The 15832-nt window shown below is 39.9% G+C and carries 15 protein-coding genes and 1 pseudogene; 10 read left to right on the top strand and 6 right to left on the bottom strand.

All coding sequences use genetic code 11. The features are described from left to right. Positions 1 to 131, top strand: a pseudogene (locus FTU02_RS11325) (IS5/IS1182 family transposase); the annotation flags it as partial. A gap of 130 nt (positions 132 to 261) precedes the next feature. Here FTU02_RS11325 and FTU02_RS11320 read toward each other — a convergent pair. The 4 genes from FTU02_RS11320 to FTU02_RS11305 all read right to left on the bottom strand — a co-directional run bounded on the left by FTU02_RS11320 (position 262) and on the right by FTU02_RS11305 (position 3164). Continuing rightward, entirely contained in the window at positions 262 to 804 is a 543-nt protein-coding gene (locus FTU02_RS11320; protein ID WP_180035324.1) for a gamma carbonic anhydrase family protein, read from the bottom strand. A 103-nt stretch (positions 805 to 907) separates the two neighbouring features. Continuing rightward, positions 908 to 2056 carry a D-alanyl-D-alanine carboxypeptidase PBP5/6 gene (dacC, locus tag FTU02_RS11315; protein ID WP_078191838.1) on the bottom strand — a complete coding sequence of 383 codons (1149 nt, stop codon included), beginning with the start codon at positions 2054 to 2056 and terminating at the stop codon, positions 908 to 910. A gap of 118 nt (positions 2057 to 2174) precedes the next feature. After that, positions 2175 to 2561, bottom strand: a complete 387-nt coding sequence (locus tag FTU02_RS11310; protein WP_111884221.1) for an MCR_0457 family protein — start codon at positions 2559 to 2561, stop codon at positions 2175 to 2177. A gap of 228 nt (positions 2562 to 2789) precedes the next feature. Next, positions 2790 to 3164: an MCR_0457 family protein gene (locus FTU02_RS11305; protein ID WP_078190174.1), complete on the bottom strand. Its 375-nt coding sequence runs from the start codon at positions 3162 to 3164 to the stop codon at positions 2790 to 2792. Positions 3165 to 3280: 116 nt separating this feature from the next. Here FTU02_RS11305 and surE point away from each other — a divergent pair, with 116 nt between their 5' ends. The 3 genes from surE (at position 3281) to FTU02_RS11290 (ending at position 6021) form a co-directional block, all read left to right on the top strand. Continuing rightward, positions 3281 to 4054, top strand: a complete 774-nt coding sequence (gene surE / locus FTU02_RS11300; RefSeq protein ID WP_078190173.1) for a 5'/3'-nucleotidase SurE — start codon at positions 3281 to 3283, stop codon at positions 4052 to 4054. 114 nt (positions 4055 to 4168) lie between these two features. After that, positions 4169 to 4999, top strand: coding sequence for a peptidoglycan DD-metalloendopeptidase family protein (locus FTU02_RS11295; RefSeq protein ID WP_180040634.1), 831 nt, complete (start codon positions 4169 to 4171; stop codon positions 4997 to 4999). Between the two features lie 92 nt (positions 5000 to 5091). Beyond that, the gene (locus FTU02_RS11290; protein ID WP_180004878.1) at positions 5092 to 6021 is read left to right on the top strand and encodes a LysR family transcriptional regulator; all 930 of its coding nucleotides are present in this window, start codon (positions 5092 to 5094) and stop codon (positions 6019 to 6021) included. A gap of 68 nt (positions 6022 to 6089) precedes the next feature. On the opposite strand, the gene FTU02_RS11285 is transcribed toward FTU02_RS11290, so the two are convergent. Then, a complete protein-coding gene (locus tag FTU02_RS11285) occupies positions 6090 to 7301 on the bottom strand; it encodes an aspartate aminotransferase family protein (protein ID WP_180050531.1) in 1212 nt (403 codons plus the stop codon). A gap of 198 nt (positions 7302 to 7499) precedes the next feature. Between FTU02_RS11285 and grxD the strand changes: the two genes are divergently transcribed. Then, entirely contained in the window at positions 7500 to 7841 is a 342-nt protein-coding gene (gene grxD, locus FTU02_RS11280; protein ID WP_067762767.1) for a Grx4 family monothiol glutaredoxin, read from the top strand. 182 nt (positions 7842 to 8023) lie between these two features. On the opposite strand, the gene FTU02_RS11275 is transcribed toward grxD, so the two are convergent. Further along, the gene (locus tag FTU02_RS11275) at positions 8024 to 10693 is read right to left on the bottom strand and encodes an ATP-binding protein (RefSeq protein WP_180157180.1); all 2670 of its coding nucleotides are present in this window, start codon (positions 10691 to 10693) and stop codon (positions 8024 to 8026) included. A 184-nt stretch (positions 10694 to 10877) separates the two neighbouring features. On the opposite strand from FTU02_RS11275, the gene FTU02_RS11270 reads away from it, so the two are divergent. The 5 genes from FTU02_RS11270 (at position 10878) to rpmE (ending at position 15782) form a co-directional block, all read left to right on the top strand. Continuing rightward, positions 10878 to 13022: an MFS transporter gene (locus tag FTU02_RS11270; RefSeq protein WP_180157179.1), complete on the top strand. Its 2145-nt coding sequence runs from the start codon at positions 10878 to 10880 to the stop codon at positions 13020 to 13022. A gap of 197 nt (positions 13023 to 13219) precedes the next feature. Further along, positions 13220 to 13621 (top strand): lactoylglutathione lyase, encoded by a 402-nt coding sequence (gloA, locus tag FTU02_RS11265; protein ID WP_078191833.1) that lies wholly within the window; start codon positions 13220 to 13222, stop codon positions 13619 to 13621. 222 nt (positions 13622 to 13843) lie between these two features. Continuing rightward, the gene (locus tag FTU02_RS11260) at positions 13844 to 14818 is read left to right on the top strand and encodes a bile acid:sodium symporter family protein (protein ID WP_180084767.1); all 975 of its coding nucleotides are present in this window, start codon (positions 13844 to 13846) and stop codon (positions 14816 to 14818) included. A 51-nt stretch (positions 14819 to 14869) separates the two neighbouring features. Then, the gene (locus tag FTU02_RS11255) at positions 14870 to 15340 is read left to right on the top strand and encodes a hypothetical protein (protein WP_180157178.1); all 471 of its coding nucleotides are present in this window, start codon (positions 14870 to 14872) and stop codon (positions 15338 to 15340) included. Positions 15341 to 15557: 217 nt separating this feature from the next. Beyond that, entirely contained in the window at positions 15558 to 15782 is a 225-nt protein-coding gene (gene rpmE / locus FTU02_RS11250) for a 50S ribosomal protein L31 (RefSeq protein WP_078190165.1), read from the top strand. The last annotated feature ends 50 nt before the right edge of the window (positions 15783 to 15832 follow it).

The raw sequence follows: 15832 nt of genomic DNA, 5'->3' as shown, positions 1-15832 counted from the left end.
TTGAGCATGTATTTGGTAGTTTAAAAACTTTCAAAATCCTTGCCGAGCGATATCGTAATCGAGGAAAAAGACTGGGCTTAAGATTCAATTTAATTGCGGGAATCTATAATTTAGAGCTGAGCAAAAAATGAATTATGAAAGAAGTCTAATAAAGTATAAGGTTTAATCAATATTAAAGAGTTACTCTGTATTTGAATTTGTCTGTCAATGAAGCATTTAGACATAAGCTGGAACTGTTAAAACTAAAAACGAATGCGTATATTATTTATTTTGATCAAGATAATTATTCGACACCTTCACATAATTCTGCGCTGAATAAGGCAAGAACGCTTTTTCTTTATCGGTCAGTGGGCGAACTTTCTTAACGGGACTGCCCACATATAAATAACCACTTTCTAGAACTTTATTGGGTGGGACAAGTGAACCAGCGCCTATCATCACATCATCTTCAACAATTACATCATCCAAAATAATCGTACCTATACCGACTAAAACACGATTACCAATAGTACAGCCATGCAATTTTACATGATGACCAATTGTGACATCTTCACCAATAATCAGTGGAGAACCCTCAGGCTTATCGGCTTTTTTATGACTCACATGCAACATTGAGTGATCTTGCACATTAGAGTTTTTACCAATACGAATATGGTTTACATCACCACGAATCACAGCAAATGGCCAAACAGAGACATTTTCAGCCAATACAACATCGCCAATCACCACTGACATTTCATCGATATAGCAAGAGTCAGCAATACGTGGAACAGTGTCTAAATAAGGGCGAATGTTTTGGCTCATAGGAAAGTCATCTACAGGTTTTTAGGCAGTATAAAATAAAAAAGCACCTAGACCGAAATCTAGATGCTTTCACTTTAGTCTTAATATCGAGTTTTCATCAAACTTAGAATAAGTTGCTAAAGAATTGTTTGATGTGATCAATCATTTTTGCAAAGAAACCAGCTTCTTCAACATTTTGTAGAGCTACAAGTGGTTTTTCAGCAATGACTTTGCCATTAAGCGTTGCAACGTATTTACCGACCACTTGACCTTGTTTTAAAGGAGCAGTTAATTTTGGTTGAACAACCAATTGAGTTTTAATGGCGTTCGCTTCGCCTTTAGGCATCGTCACGTTAAAGTTTTCAGCTAGACCTACTTGAACTTCATTGTCTTTACCGTACCAAACTTTTGCTTTTGCAAGCACTTGTTTAGCAGGTTGAACTTTTACAGTTTCAAAGTTTGCATAACCCCAAGCTAAAATTTCACGTGTTTGAGATGCACGTTCGTTCATGCTTGGCGCACCAAAGATCACTGAAATTAAACGTAAAGGACCACGTTTAGCTGAAGTCGTTAAGCAGTAGCCAGCTTCTTCAGTATGACCAGTTTTTAAACCATCTACACTTGGGTCAGTATAAAGCAGGGCATTACGGTTGCCTTGCTTAATGCCATTGAACGTAAATTCTTTTTCAGAGTAGATCGGATAGTATTTTGAACTGTCATGAATGATATGTTGCGCTAGAGTCGCCATATCTTTGGCAGTCGAGAAATGACCTTCAGCTGGCATACCTGTCGCATTGATGAATTGAGTATTCACCATGCCAATACGCTTCGCTTCTTGGTTCATCATGTGGGCAAAGGTGCCTTCATTGCCAGCAATATGTTCTGCCATAGCTTTAGAAGCATCGTTACCCGACTGAATGATAATGCCACGTAACATTTCTAATGCAGTTGCAGTACCGTTGAGCGGAACGTACATACATGACTCAGTGCTGCTGCCGCGACACCAAGCCGACTCATTCATACGTACTTTTTCATTTTCAGTTAGTTCACCGCTTAATAACTTTTGCTCAATGATGTAACTGGTCATCATTTTTGTCATTGAAGCAGGAGCTAATTTTTCGTTTTCATTTTTAGAAGCAAGGATTTGCCCTGTCTCATAGTCCATCAGCACATAAGATTTATTATTTAATTCAGGTGGTGCAGAAAGGACAGTTGCCGCGAATGAAAAACTAGGTGCAAGTAGTAATGCGGCAAGGGCGGTTTTTCGGGTCATTCTGGGTGGTTCCAATAACTTAGGTATAAGCACAAAGAGCCTAGCATTTTAGGACAAAGCTAGGCGGACTGCTATGGGGTGCAAGCGCTTATTTTAAAAGTATTGTAACCAATTGGTATTATTTGCTGTAAGCAGTCAATTCTTTGCAAATCGCACCATTTTTCTTATCGCCAGCTTTCTTCGCATCAGACTGCGCTTCTTTTAAAGCGTCTTTAAAACTTTTTTGTTTGCTGAGTTGCTGTAAAGCATTTACTGGGTTCTTTTCATTCGGCATATATTCTTTAGCTAATTTTGCATAACCCGCTTCAAACTTTGGTTGATCTTTGTCATTCACCAATTTTGGGCAGACTTCAGATAGTACATAGATAGCTGCAAGTTCTTGACTGGTCACTTGAGGTGTAGGGGTAACTTCAATTTTTTCATCTGCGGCATGTGCAGACATGGTAGTGAAAGCAAAAGCAGAAAGGCTAAGGGCACAAAGAGATTTTACAAAGGAGTTTTTCATTTAAATAACCTGTTAAATAACCTAAAAGATATCAAATAGCTAAAATTTATTTGCTTAGCTTAATCGTATTTCTGGTAGAGATCAGTAGAAAATTGTATTGAAGCTGTTTAAAAATCAATACATTGTGAAAGAAAAAAGGATGAGGCTATAAGGCTTCATCCTTTTTTCGGCAGGTTTGATGCAATAAGGACTAACCTATTTAGAGGACGTCCAAAGCTGAATGATCAATTAACCTTCATAACTTAAAACGTCATCACAAACTGATTTTTGCTCAGCTTTATCAGTTTCTTTAGCAGCTTGGCGCGCTTCTTCAAGAACTGATTTATATTCGCTGTCAGACTGTAGTTTTTCTAATGTCATTGATTTATCAGAATAATCAGCAAGATATGTTTTAGTGAGTGCTTGAATGTTGGCATCAAATTTTGCATTTTGACCAATAATCGCAGGGCATACTTCTAACATGACTTGTGCAGATGCAATATCTTCTTTTACGATGGTATTGGCTTCTTCTTGAGTGAAGTCATTGTCTGCGACCACAGTTTGAGTCATGCAAGCTGCTAGAGCAAAGCCCAATAAACCACGAAGTGCTACGGTTTTATTCATTTTGTACACACACATTTATGCTGGATGTTGAAATGTAAATATATATAATTATTCATATATTTCAATAAAATGTTCTTGCAAGTCATTTTTAATTTTTTAGTAATGGAAATTTAGTTGTGAATATTTTAATTGCCAATGATGATGGCGTTTTTGCTCCCGGTATCCAAGCTTTAGCACATGCATTGCGTCCTCTCGGTCGTGTGGTGATCGTGGCGCCTGAAAGCGAACGCAGCGGTTTTTCAAGTGCTTTAACTTTAGATCGACCATTACGACCTGTCGAAATTGCACCGAATATGTGGGCGGTAAATGGTACACCTGCGGACTGTGTGTATTTATCAATGAATGGCTTGTTCGACTTCGAATTTGATCTGGTGGTGAGTGGAATCAATAGTGGCGCAAATCTGGGCGATGATGTGCTGTATTCAGGGACAGTGGGTGCGGCATTTGAAGGCCGTTTAATGAAACAACCTGCGCTAGCCGTGTCTTTGGCTGGGCCAAATGTGCGTAGTTATAATAACCCAGAAGATTATGCAGTCGCCGCGCAATGGGTGCATGATTTTATTGCCAATGGACTACCCGCGCTACCTGCACGACATATTTTTAATATTAATATTCCAGATGTTGCTGAACTTCAAGGCACCAAAGTGACCTATCAAGGAAGACGTTTACAGTCCAAACCGATTACCAGTCATGTAGACCCGCGTGGTCGTCAAGTCTATTGGATTGGATTGGCAGGCGAGGCAGTGGCAGAGCCTAAGAAAGGCTTAACGCATATCGAATCAGACTTCTTTGCAGTTGCAAATGGTTATGTCAGTGTAACGCCTATACAAATGGATGCTACAAACTATGAGATTTTGAATAACTTGCACTCAGAGTTATCTAAATCTTAAGTATTAATGTTATAACTTTGTGAAAATGGTTATGCCGCAACTTTTTTAGAGTGGATTTTTGCTAATCTTAGCCCATTCATAATGACTATATTTGAATTATTAGTGAGGAAGATGATGTCCCTGGTGTCACAATATCGCGTTATTGCCGCTCCTGCAGCATTATTTAAGACCCTTGTTTTATCTGCTGCGGTTGTTACGACTTTGGTCATGACTGGCTGTGCGTCAAAACCACAAATTAATAATGCGACCCGTTATGCGACTGCTCCGGATTATTATACAGTTCGTTCGGGAGATACTTTAAGTGGCATTGCCGCTCGCTATGGTTTGAGCTATGTCAGCATTGCAGAAATGAACGATATTGCGCAGCCTTATCGCATCTATGTTGGACAATCCATTCGCCTTAAAAATGGCGGCTCACGTCGTACAACGTCTACGCAAGCCATGACTCAAGCGGCACCAATTCAACGCCAAACGATTGCAATGCCAACGCAAACAGCACCCGTGACACAAGCTTCAACCACACCGTCGACAGTGACGCGAACTACAGTTCCAACGCCAGTGGTCAGTTCTTCAAGTTTACGTTGGGTGAGTCCAGTATCACGTCCTACGGTATTACAAGGTTATAACTTAGCATCGAATGTGAAAGGAACACGTTACGCAGGCAATACGGGTGACGCTATTTTTGCAGCAGCTGATGGTCAAGTGGTCTATGCAGCCGATGGTCTTAAAGAGTACGGCAATTTAATTTTGGTGAAGCACATTAATGGCTATATCACCGCATATGCACATAACAGTAAAATGAATGTCAAAAGTGGTGATACTGTGAAAGCAGGGCAGCAAATTGGTGAGATGGGTTCATCGGGTACAAACCGTACGATGCTTGAGTTTCAGGTGCGTTTAGATGGTAAACCAATCAATCCAACTGCAGTTTTACCAAATAATTAAATATATAATGCAAAAGCAAAATATCCCCGTATAATACAATGAGTTGCTTTTATCGAAAGATGAAGCTTCTCATAAGTTTATGAGGGAAATTTATGTTAGATCAACTTCGAGCAATGGGTGTCTTTGCTTGCGTTGTGGAAAAAAATTCGTTTAGCGGTGCTGCTCGTGAGTTAGGTATTACCACGAGTGCCGTGAGTCAGCAAATCCGCTCACTAGAGCAGGATATGGAAGTCATTCTTTTACATCGTTCAACACGTAAGTTAAGTTTGACAGAAGCTGGACAAGCTTTTTTTCATAGTTGCCAAGAGATGCTATCTGCCGCAGAGCGCGGCAAAATTCGTATCAATGAACTTCGTGACGACTTAGTCGGTGAATTACGTATTGCATCGACACCAGAAATTTGTGCGAATCATGTGATTCCTGCATTGTCACATTGGATGTCGGCACATCGCGGTTTATCCGTTCATCTAGAAGCAGATAATCAATATATCGACTTAATTGATGGCCGCATTGATATTGCGTTACGAATGAGTTCAAAAATTGATGATCAACAGTTTCATGTGGTGCCATTGGCACATGTTGAACAAGTTCTCGTTGCAGCACCAAGCTATATCAACCAAACCAGTTTAATTACACGACCAGAAGATTTACAAAATCATGATATGGTTCAAATAAATTTGGTTAAAAACTTTCAGCATTTTGCATTTGAAAATGCAGTGACTAAAGAGCAGGTTGCATTGGATGTGCACTCCCGATTTACAACAAATAATGTATTTGCTGCAAAAGCAATGTGTCAACAAGGACATGGCATTGCAAGAATATTATATCTAGATACGCAAAAAGACTTATTAAACGGTTCTCTTGTTGAAGTTTTACCAGAATGGCGTTTACCATCATTTACTCTATATGCGGTGATGTCTAAACGTGATCAACAGCCTACTAAAATTCATCGTTGCCTAGATGCATTAAAATTGTATTTCAGTCAATTACCAGGCGGACGTGTATACCAAGAAGCCTCATAAAAACAAAAAAATTTGAAGAAGATATAAAAAAAGCCGCAATTAGCGGCTTTTTTTACTTTCGGCACATATTACGCTAGAAAGTTTTTCACCATTTTAACAATGCGTTCAATCAAGATATCCGCTTGTTTTTTATTGATGTTCAGCGTAGGTAATAAACGAATCACAGAGCCTGCTGTTACGTTAATAATCAAGTGATGCTCATCACGTGCAATATTCACAAGTTCGCCACATGCTTTAGGTAATTCAATGCCGACCATTAAACCAAAACCACGAACAGTCACGTTTTGCTCTGCAAGTTGCTCTGTGAATTGCTCAACAAGATACGCACCCATATTTGCAGCATTTTCAACAAGGTTTTCTTTTTGAATGGTATCAATCACGGTATAAACCACACGTGAACCTAATGCTGTACCGCTATAAGTTGAACCGTGGTTACCCGCTGTTAAAACGCCAACACCACGACCTTGAGTCATGACTGCGCCGATAGGGAAGCCATTACCCAGACCTTTAGCTGTAGTTAGCACATCAGGAACAATATTAGTGTGTTGATACGCAAAGTATTTACCTGTACGACCATTACCTGTTTGCACTTCATCAAGCATCATTAACCAGTTGTGCTGATTACAGATTTGACGAATTTCTTCTAGGTAGCTAAAACCCTGAGGTGCAGTATTTACACCACCTTCACCTTGGATCGGCTCAACCAAAATCGCTACGATGTCAGGGTGGTGAATCGCCGCTTCCTCAATCGCTTCGATATCACCGAAAGGTACACGGATAAAACCTTCAACCAATGGGCCAAAGCCTTCTTGAACTTTTTTGTTACCTGTTGCAGATAAGGTTGCCATGGTACGACCATGGAAAGAATGATCAGCAACGATAATTTTTGGTGTTGCGACACCTTGCATATGACCAAATTTACGTGCAATTTTGATTGCACCTTCATTTGATTCTGCACCACTATTTGAGAAGAAAACCTCTTCCATACCCGCAACTTCTGCTAATTTTTGCGCAGCAGCCGTTTGCCAAGGCACTTCAAATAAGTTACTGGTGTGAATGAGGGTCGCTGCCTGTTCAGCAATTGCTGCTGTAATTGCAGGATGTGAGTGACCTAAACCACAAACAGCGATCCCTGTCAGTGCGTCTAAGTATTCTGTGCCATCTGCAGTATACAGGTGAGCACCTTGACCTCGGACAAAGCTGATCGGTTGGCGGCCAAAGACTGGCATCAAGTGCGATGGTTGATCAGTTTGTACTGGGGCAAGGGTAATGTTATTCATGACTAACTCTAATTTGTCAGGTGATTGAAATAATATAGAGGAGACGCCATATATATATGAGCATCAAGAGGTCTATATAAGCAAAATATGACTCACTTGAAAAGCTGAAATGTAAATAAAACGTGAAATATTGCTTTAGTCATATTGTTTTACTCAGTTTTGGGTATAATGCGAAGCAGATTTATTGAGGATATATCAATGACTGAACAAGCACGCGATACAGAAGCGTTAATTCGTGACCAAATTGCTAAACACGCAGTTCTACTTTACATGAAAGGCACTCCACAGTTTCCACAGTGTGGTTTCTCTGCGCGTGCAGTAGAAGCGCTCAGTCAAATTGGTCGTCCGTTTGCTTATGTAAATATTCTTGAAAATCAAGATATTCGCGCAACTCTTCCACAAATTGCAAACTGGCCGACTTTCCCACAATTATGGATCAATGGTGAGTTGATCGGTGGTAGCGACATTATGCTTGATATGTTCCAAAAAGGTGAATTACAACCTTTAGTTGAACAATATAGCCCAGCTCCGGAAGCTTAATTGGATATGTATTTGATGATTTTAATCATTGGATACAAATAAAAAATAGCGCCTTTAAGGCGCTTTTTTTATGACTTAATTATCTAAAAAGTCTGAGGTTATGCGTTTTTCCACCATTTCAAAGGCATTTAAAGTGTAATGAATGGTGGAAAAATCAACAAATGAATAAACTCATCGAAGATTTATGACGGATTGTCTTCAGTCGGACTTTCTTCAACACGTTGCTCGTTTTCAGTAGTCCCATTTTTAGCAGTACTGTCTTGAGCTTCAGACTTCTTTGCCTTTTTATCTTTGTCCTTTTTTGACTTCTTCTTTTTTTTCTTTTTCTTTGGCTCTTCTTCCTCAAACTCAGCACCATCTTCAATCGCTTGCCAGTATTCAAGTTGCTCCATGACAGCAGCGTAGATTGAGCCTTTGCTATAACGACCTTTTTTATCAAGAGTGCCTACTGGACGCGCCATCAAAATTTCTAGAGCTTGGTCAATGGTATCTATGGCGTGAATATGGAATTGACCTTGTTGCACAGCTTCAATCACATCTTTGCGTAACATTAAGTGCTGCATATTTTGGCGTGGAATAATCACACCTTGCTTGCCTGTTAGCCCTTGTAATTTACATGCATCATAGAAGCCTTCAATCTTGGCATTTACACCACCAATCGGTTGAACTTGACCCAATTGGTTCATTGAGCCAGTGATTGCCCATGATTGATCGATCGGTAATTGGCTAATAGCGGAAATAAGAGCTGAAAGCTCTGCAACAGTTGCGCTGTCGCCATCTACTTGGCCATAGCTTTGCTCAAAGGCAAGGGCAGCAGAAAAATGTAAAATTTGTTCACGACCAAAGTGTGCCTTTAAGAAACTCGACATCAGCAGGACGCCTTTGGCATGTAAAGAACCACCGAGTTCTACACTACGCTCGATATCTAAAATATCGCCGCCACCTTGATAAACCGAAGCCGTTAAACGTGACGGTAAACCAAATTCAACATCAGCATATTGAATCACAGAGAGGGCGTTAATCTGCCCGAATCGATGACCTTTGGTTTCGATTAACTGTGTACCGCGAGTGAGATCTTGCCAATATAATTCACGTAAGTAGCCTAGACGGTATTTACGATGATCAAGAGCGGTGTTGATATGTGTTTCTGTCACCATTTTATCGCCAGCAAGTGCTGCATGATGATGTGCTTCACGAATCAAATCACCTAAGGTGAGGGCATGTAATGACAAAGAGCTTTGATCTTCAGCTTGACGACTTGAATCAGTTAACAGTGCAGCAAGTGCTGTACGGTCAAACGGCAGAAGTTTGTCTGTTTGCACATAATCAGCAATTAGCTGCATATATGCCTGCTCATTAATGTCATTACGTTGTAATGTATCGGTAAAATCGGCACGAATTTTAAAGACACTGCCCAGCTCAGGTTCGAGTTCTAAAATATCGTAATAAATATCAGGTTCAGCAAGTAGGATCACTTTGATATTTAAATCAATAGCTTCAGGCTCAATCGAAATACTGCCTGTCAATGTAAGCATATGTTCAAGTGAAGACAGCTTTAAATGTCCTGACTTTAATGCACGTTTTAGACCTTGCCATGCATAAGGCTGCTCTAAAAGTTGTTCAGCTTCCAAGATGAGGAATCCACCATTGGCCTTATGCAATGCACCAGGACGGATTAACGTAAAGTCTGTGGTGATGGTGCCATTTTGGGTCAGTTGTTCGACATGACCTAGCAAATTGTAATGGGTTGGGAAATCTTCAAAAATAACGGGCGCACCAGCATTTGGTTTGTGTGTGGCGATGATGTTAGCTTGGTAGCGAGATGGCACGCGGTTAAATAGGCCAGGTGTAAAGTCATCTTCTTCTTGCTCAAGCACAAACTCAACATTTTGAATGATGTCATCTGCATATTGCTTCAGATAATCTTCCAAGCCTTCAACCATGCTGAATTTATTTTGAATTAGATCAATACGCGGCATGACGACTTGTTTAGCAATTTCACGGTTTAAAACCTGAACTTTATCGCGTGCGTCATCTTCAAGATCACCAAGATGTAGACCAAGGCGTTCAAGTTTTTTATCCATATAACGGACGTTTGACGCAATTTCAGCTCGTTGTTTACTGCTTAGTGCATTGATGTCTTCTTTGGACATTTCTTGGTATTTGTTATCGACCAAATGCACGGGAACGAAACAATGATCATCATCCTGAGAAATCAGTTTAAGATCGAGCTCTTCACCTTCTCGGGTTAATTCAACTAAAGCAAGATGTTGTTCATCACCAGCATGTTGGCGAATCATTTCAATGCGATTGTGATAGGTTTCTGCGGTGAAGCGACGTTCAAGCTGTTTTAATATGGTTTGCCAACTTTGATGTAATAACGCTTGGAATTTTGTCGCTTGACCAGAAGGAAGTTTTAGCGCAATTGGTTCACGCGGAAACTTAAAATTATTGACATAGACCCAATCTGAAGGCGTTGGCATATTTTTAGCGTGTTGTTGTAATAAGCGTTTAATCATGGTGCGCTTACCTAAGCCTGCGGTACCTACAGCAAAAATGTTATAGCCTGAATAGGGTAATGCAATGCCAGCCTCGACCGAAGCTCGGGCACGATCTTGTCCTAAAAAGTCATTAAGTGGTTTGATCCGCTTGGTAGACGTTGGTATTTTTTTTAGCTCAGGTGTATGCGTCAGCTGAAGTGGCTGCAACTGGGTTTTAGTTAAAGTATTCTGTATTTCGGGTTGATCAAAAGCGCTCTTTAGTGTCGTTACTGTTTCTGCTAAGTTTTTTGTGTTGGCTTCATTAATGGTAGTTGATAAAGAAGAGTGAATTTGTTCAAGTCGCTGGGTCACTGTTGAATCCAAAAAACTAAAGAATAGAGATATGTAATTAAGGTATACAGGTTTAATGCCAAAGATCAAGCAACAGCATGCGAAATATCGATAAAATAAAACAATGATTTCATAAATGTTGTTGAAACCGTTGTCATTAAGCGCTTGAATAGCAACATTCGATTTTGACAAAAATAACTGAGTCATGACAACACAAGCTTCAGGATGGAAATCTGCTTTTACTGCATTTTTAGACCGACGTGCGCTGATTATGCTTTTTCTTGGCTTTTCGGCCGGTATCCCAATTTTACTGATCTTTTCCAGTTTATCGCTTTGGTTAGGTGAAGCAGGAATTGATAAAAGTGCAGTGACTTTTTTTAGTTGGGCAGCGCTTGGCTATTCGTTTAAGTTTGTTTGGGCGCCATTAATTGATGAGTTACCTGTGCCATTTTTAACCAAACAACTCGGACGTCGCCGTGCATGGTTATTGATCGCTCAGGTTCTCATTATCTGTGCAATTTGTATCATGGCATTTTCAGATCCTGCTTTAGGACAAAGCTATATTTACCAAATGGCCGCTGGCGCTGTATTGCTAGGTTTTTCTGCCGCAACGCAAGACATTGTGATTGATGCTTATCGTATTGAGTTGGCAGAAACTGAAATGCAGACCGTTTTAGCTTCGACTTATAATGCAGGTTATCGTATCGGCATGATCGTGGCAGGTGCAGGGGCGTTATTTTTGGCGGCATATTTAGGCACGGCCAAAGGTAACTATATTTATGAAGCTTGGAAATATACTTATCTTGCAATGGCTGCTGTGATGGTTATTGGTATTATTACAACTTTATCGATACGTGAGCCGCAAGTTGACCGTGTACAAAAGCATTATAAACGGACCGACTATTATCGTTTAGTCGCGGTATTCTTTGCTGCGGTGGTTGCCTTTGTCTTGAGTTATATCTATTCAGGTGTAGCGGTTGAAAGCTTGAAAGAGCAGTGGCAAATTTCAGATTCATTTACCTTGTTCTGTTTAGAGGCTGTGCGCTTTATTGGTTCAGCTGTGGTTGCTTTTGGTATCGGTTCAGTTTTAGTGAAATCAGGTGCTGTAAATAAGCAGATGGCATTTGAAACTTGGGTTAATCCAGTTGCAGATTTCTTTAAGCGTTATGGTCTAAAACTGGCTTTAGTGTTGTTGTTACTTATTGGTTTTTACCGTATTTCCGATATTATCGCCGGCGTCATTTCTAATGTGTTTTATCAAGATTTAAACTTCACCAAAGAGCAGATTGCTGAAGCTGTAAAAGTCTATGGTGTGATTTTCAGCTTGGTTGGTGGCTTCCTTGGTGGTTTGCTAGCGCAGCGCATGAACATTATGAAATTAATGTTTGTCGGTGCGATATTAGCAAGTTCAACAAACTTGATTTTTATCGGCCTAGTCAAATCAGGTCAGCCATTGAGCGATGTCACTGTAAATGTAGCAGGGCAGCAATATACAGCGACGCCGGATGACACGGGAGCTTGGGCAGTTCAAATTCCAAAAGCAGTCTTGGCTGGAGATCAAAATATTAAAGTCACTGCGGATTATCAGTCGAAGAATCAACATCCAGTACAGGTGAGTTTGCCGTATCTGAATAATGCTTTTTCAAACTCAGCAATGATGTTGCTGCCAGTAACTTCAGATAACACGATTTCAGCTCAAGAGACTGCAAATAGTATCGTGGTCCGTGGACAATACTTGGCAGGCGAGTTAAAAGAAAATCAAAAAATTCAAATTATTTTGGATGCTAAACCGTTCGATGCGAAGCTTGATAAAACTGGTGTTTTTAGTGCTGCAATTCCAGGGCAAGCGCTCGAAACAGCAAAGCAAAAAACATTAACGGCTCAACTGCTAGAAAATGATGTAGTGAAAAAGAGTGTCGATTTAACATATCAAGTGAATACATCAGCCAATATGGCGGGTGTACTTGGTGTTGATATTCAACCGATTAATTTGGCAAGTGCTGAACAGAATGTGGACATCAAAGGAAAGGTCATTAAGCCTTATAGTTCGCTGTGGTTATATTTCGCGATTATTGTTGATAATTTGGCGTCAGGACTTGCAGGCGCGGCGTTTATCGCATTTTTATCGAGTTTAACCAGTGTTTCTTTCACAGCCGTTCAATATGCCATCTTTAGTTCATTAATGACCTTAACCCCTAAAATTTTAGGCGGTTATTCTGGTACGATTGTGACCAATATCGGTTATCCGAAATTTTTCTTGATGACGACTTTAATTGGTATTCCGATTTTAATTTTAGTAGTTTGGGTGGCTAAATTATTAAAAGAGCATGAACAGAAATCTAGTTTATAATTCAATTTGAATTAAAAAAGCCTATTCAGTTTGAGTGGGCTTTTTTATTCTAAGCTACTAAATAGCCTAAGCATATCTGCGGTTTTGGACTAGGATATTTGAAATAAGCGGGTATATGCGTTCTAGAGTTAAATTGAACTTTGCATGTTAAATCCCTATAGTATTCAAACATAATGATAGATTTAGGAAACTCGATTATGCGCATGCTGCATACCATGTTACGTGTAGGCAATTTAGAGCGTTCATTGGCGTTCTATACTGAAGTACTCGGTATGACTTTGCTTCGTAAGCGTGATTATGAAGAAGGTCGTTTTACTTTGGCATTTGTGGGCTATGGTGATGAAGAAAATCATACTGTACTTGAGTTAACGCATAACTGGGATACGGAGAGTTATGAATTGGGTAACGCTTATGGGCATATTGCTATTGCAGTAGATGATGCCTACAAGGCTTGTGAAGAAATTAAAGCACGTGGCGGAAACGTGGTACGTGAAGCAGGACCAATGAAAGGTGGTGTGACCGTCATTGCCTTTGTTGAAGATCCAGATGGCTATAAAATTGAGTTGATCCAACAAGACTCAAATGCACGAAATAATTAATCTGCACTTATTCATTTAAAGTCATATGTAATGCTGAATATTCTTATTTATAATTTTTTTTGCGTTGAGCTCACTATCAACGTTTAAAATAATGAATATATCGGAGAAAAGCTGGCTTTATTTACATGGCCCAGTAAGATTAAATTTACTCAATGGTAAATTTAGCTTATTGGGCATTTTTTTGTCGATGCGTTTAAAGGGAAATTTGTACAGGATGTTGTTATGCTGAAAATGTTGGCTTTGGATCGTTTTACCATTCTACTTTTTGTAATGGTCATACTTGCGACTTTTTTGCCTGTTAGTGGTCAAGCTGCAGAAATCTTTGGCTATATTACCACGGCTGCAATTGCCATTTTATTTTTCCTCCATGGTGCAAAGTTATCTCGTGAGGCTGTGGTTGAAGGCATAATGCACTGGAAGTTACATGCTTTAGTTTTTGCTTTTACCTTTGCATTATTTCCATTATTGGGTTTAATGGCGAAACCAATTCTCGTGCCGATGTTAGGGCAAGAGTTGTATTGGGGCTTTTTGTTTATGTGCTTTTTACCCTCGACAGTACAGTCTTCCATTGCATTTACTTCGGTAGCACAGGGTAATGTTGCTGGCGCAGTCTGTAGTGCATCATTTTCAAATATTATTGGTATGTTTATTACCCCAGTGATGGTGGCATATTTTATTCTCGGCCAGTCACAACATAACTACGATCCGACTGCATCTATTATTCAAATTACGCTGTTATTACTCATTCCCTTCATTTTAGGGCAGCTCCTCCGTCCTTGGGTGTTTCCTTATATGAAGAGGGTACCAAAAATTGTGAAGGTATTTGATCAGGGCTCAATTTTGATGGTGGTCTATGGTGCATTCAGTAGTGCGGTTGTGGCAGGACTATGGCATCAAGTGAGTGGTATGACCTTATTCCTATTGATTGTGGCGTGCTCAGTTCTATTAACGATTATTATGTTATTGGCGTTATATGTGCCACGTTGGTTGGGCTTTAGCCGAGCTGATCAAAAGACGATTTTCTTTTGTGGCTCTAAAAAAACCTTGGCGAGCGGTGTGCCCATGGCACAAATTCTCTTTATTGGTCAGCCGATGGGAATGATAGTTTTACCAATTATGATCTTTCACCAAATTCAGTTGATGGTCTGTGGTGTGATTGCCAACCTTTGGGCAAAACAAAGCCGTGGGCAAGAATAAGGACGAGATGAATACGTCCTTTTAAAATACCTTATATAGATGAAAAAAATCATGAAAATTAAAACAAGCTTCTTCATTTTATTCTTGGGTCTGAACACAGTCGTTCATGCCCAAGAGGATTTATCCGTAAATAGTAACCGTGATGTCATTGAAAAAATGCCCCTCATCAGCCTGCAGCCCATGTTGGATTTTTGTCGTGATCGACAACCACAGATGAATACGGAATTAGATCAGGCTTATCAAGCTGCAAAGCTTAAATTAATTGCTGCGGTTCAGGCTGTCCGTTTTAATGGTGTAGAGCCATTAAAAGCAAAAGATGTTGATCAGCCCGTCGATGCACAATTTAAACAGCAGTTTCAAAGCATTTTAGAGGGTATGAGCAGATCATTACAGTCAGTAAATGCTACGACGTTTTGTCCTGCATTTATTGAAAAATTAAAACATTTTGATCAAGCCCAATTTCAGCGTACAGTCGAATTACAATATCAAAAATATTTAGAACAAGCTCAACCTAAAGAGTAGAGCGATTCAGCCTTGAATATCTATTTATTAACAATAAAAAATCAGCTATAATTTGCACCAACTTGTTGTGCTTAGCTCTGACGGTATCCGTCTCGGTGGGCCAAAAGAATGGTCTGTTATGGTGTTGGTCTGCTTTTTTAAGCCTTCCTTGTAGCGATGCAAGAGTGATCAATTGCGATGACAGTTAAACCTTCTTAAATCTTAGGAGTAATCGACGATGCGCGCCGATATTCACCCAAAATATGAAACTTTAGTTGCTACATGTTCATGCGGTAACGTAATTGAAACTCGTTCAGCTCTTGGTAAAGAAACTATTTACCTAGACGTATGTTCTGCTTGCCACCCATTCTACACTGGTAAACAGAAAAGCGTTGACACTGGCGGTCGTATCGACAAATTCAAACAACGTTTTGCTGGTATGTCACGTTCTATCAAACGTTAATATCCAAAACGAAAAAACGGGCTTTATGCCCGTTTTTTTTGTGCCGATAA

Source organism: Acinetobacter sp. YH12045 (assembly GCF_013419925.1).
Classification (GTDB): Bacteria; Pseudomonadota; Gammaproteobacteria; order Pseudomonadales; family Moraxellaceae; genus Acinetobacter; species Acinetobacter amyesii.
Note: the sequence above shows the minus strand (reverse complement) of the source record. Positions and strands in the feature narration are given on the sequence as shown.

Coding starts and splice junctions, on each gene's coding strand:
- FTU02_RS11320 (WP_180035324.1), bottom strand. CDS start 804: ATGAGCCAAAACATTCGCCCTTATTTAGACACTGTTCCACGTATTGCT.
- dacC (WP_078191838.1), bottom strand. CDS start 2,056: ATGACCCGAAAAACCGCCCTTGCCGCATTACTACTTGCACCTAGTTTT.
- FTU02_RS11310 (WP_111884221.1), bottom strand. CDS start 2,561: ATGAAAAACTCCTTTGTAAAATCTCTTTGTGCCCTTAGCCTTTCTGCT.
- FTU02_RS11305 (WP_078190174.1), bottom strand. CDS start 3,164: ATGAATAAAACCGTAGCACTTCGTGGTTTATTGGGCTTTGCTCTAGCA.
- FTU02_RS11295 (WP_180040634.1), top strand. CDS start 4,169: ATGTCCCTGGTGTCACAATATCGCGTTATTGCCGCTCCTGCAGCATTA.
- FTU02_RS11290 (WP_180004878.1), top strand. CDS start 5,092: ATGTTAGATCAACTTCGAGCAATGGGTGTCTTTGCTTGCGTTGTGGAA.
- FTU02_RS11285 (WP_180050531.1), bottom strand. CDS start 7,301: ATGAATAACATTACCCTTGCCCCAGTACAAACTGATCAACCATCGCAC.
- grxD (WP_067762767.1), top strand. CDS start 7,500: ATGACTGAACAAGCACGCGATACAGAAGCGTTAATTCGTGACCAAATT.
- FTU02_RS11270 (WP_180157179.1), top strand. CDS start 10,878: ATGACAACACAAGCTTCAGGATGGAAATCTGCTTTTACTGCATTTTTA.
- gloA (WP_078191833.1), top strand. CDS start 13,220: ATGCGCATGCTGCATACCATGTTACGTGTAGGCAATTTAGAGCGTTCA.
- FTU02_RS11260 (WP_180084767.1), top strand. CDS start 13,844: ATGCTGAAAATGTTGGCTTTGGATCGTTTTACCATTCTACTTTTTGTA.
- FTU02_RS11255 (WP_180157178.1), top strand. CDS start 14,870: ATGAAAATTAAAACAAGCTTCTTCATTTTATTCTTGGGTCTGAACACA.
- rpmE (WP_078190165.1), top strand. CDS start 15,558: ATGCGCGCCGATATTCACCCAAAATATGAAACTTTAGTTGCTACATGT.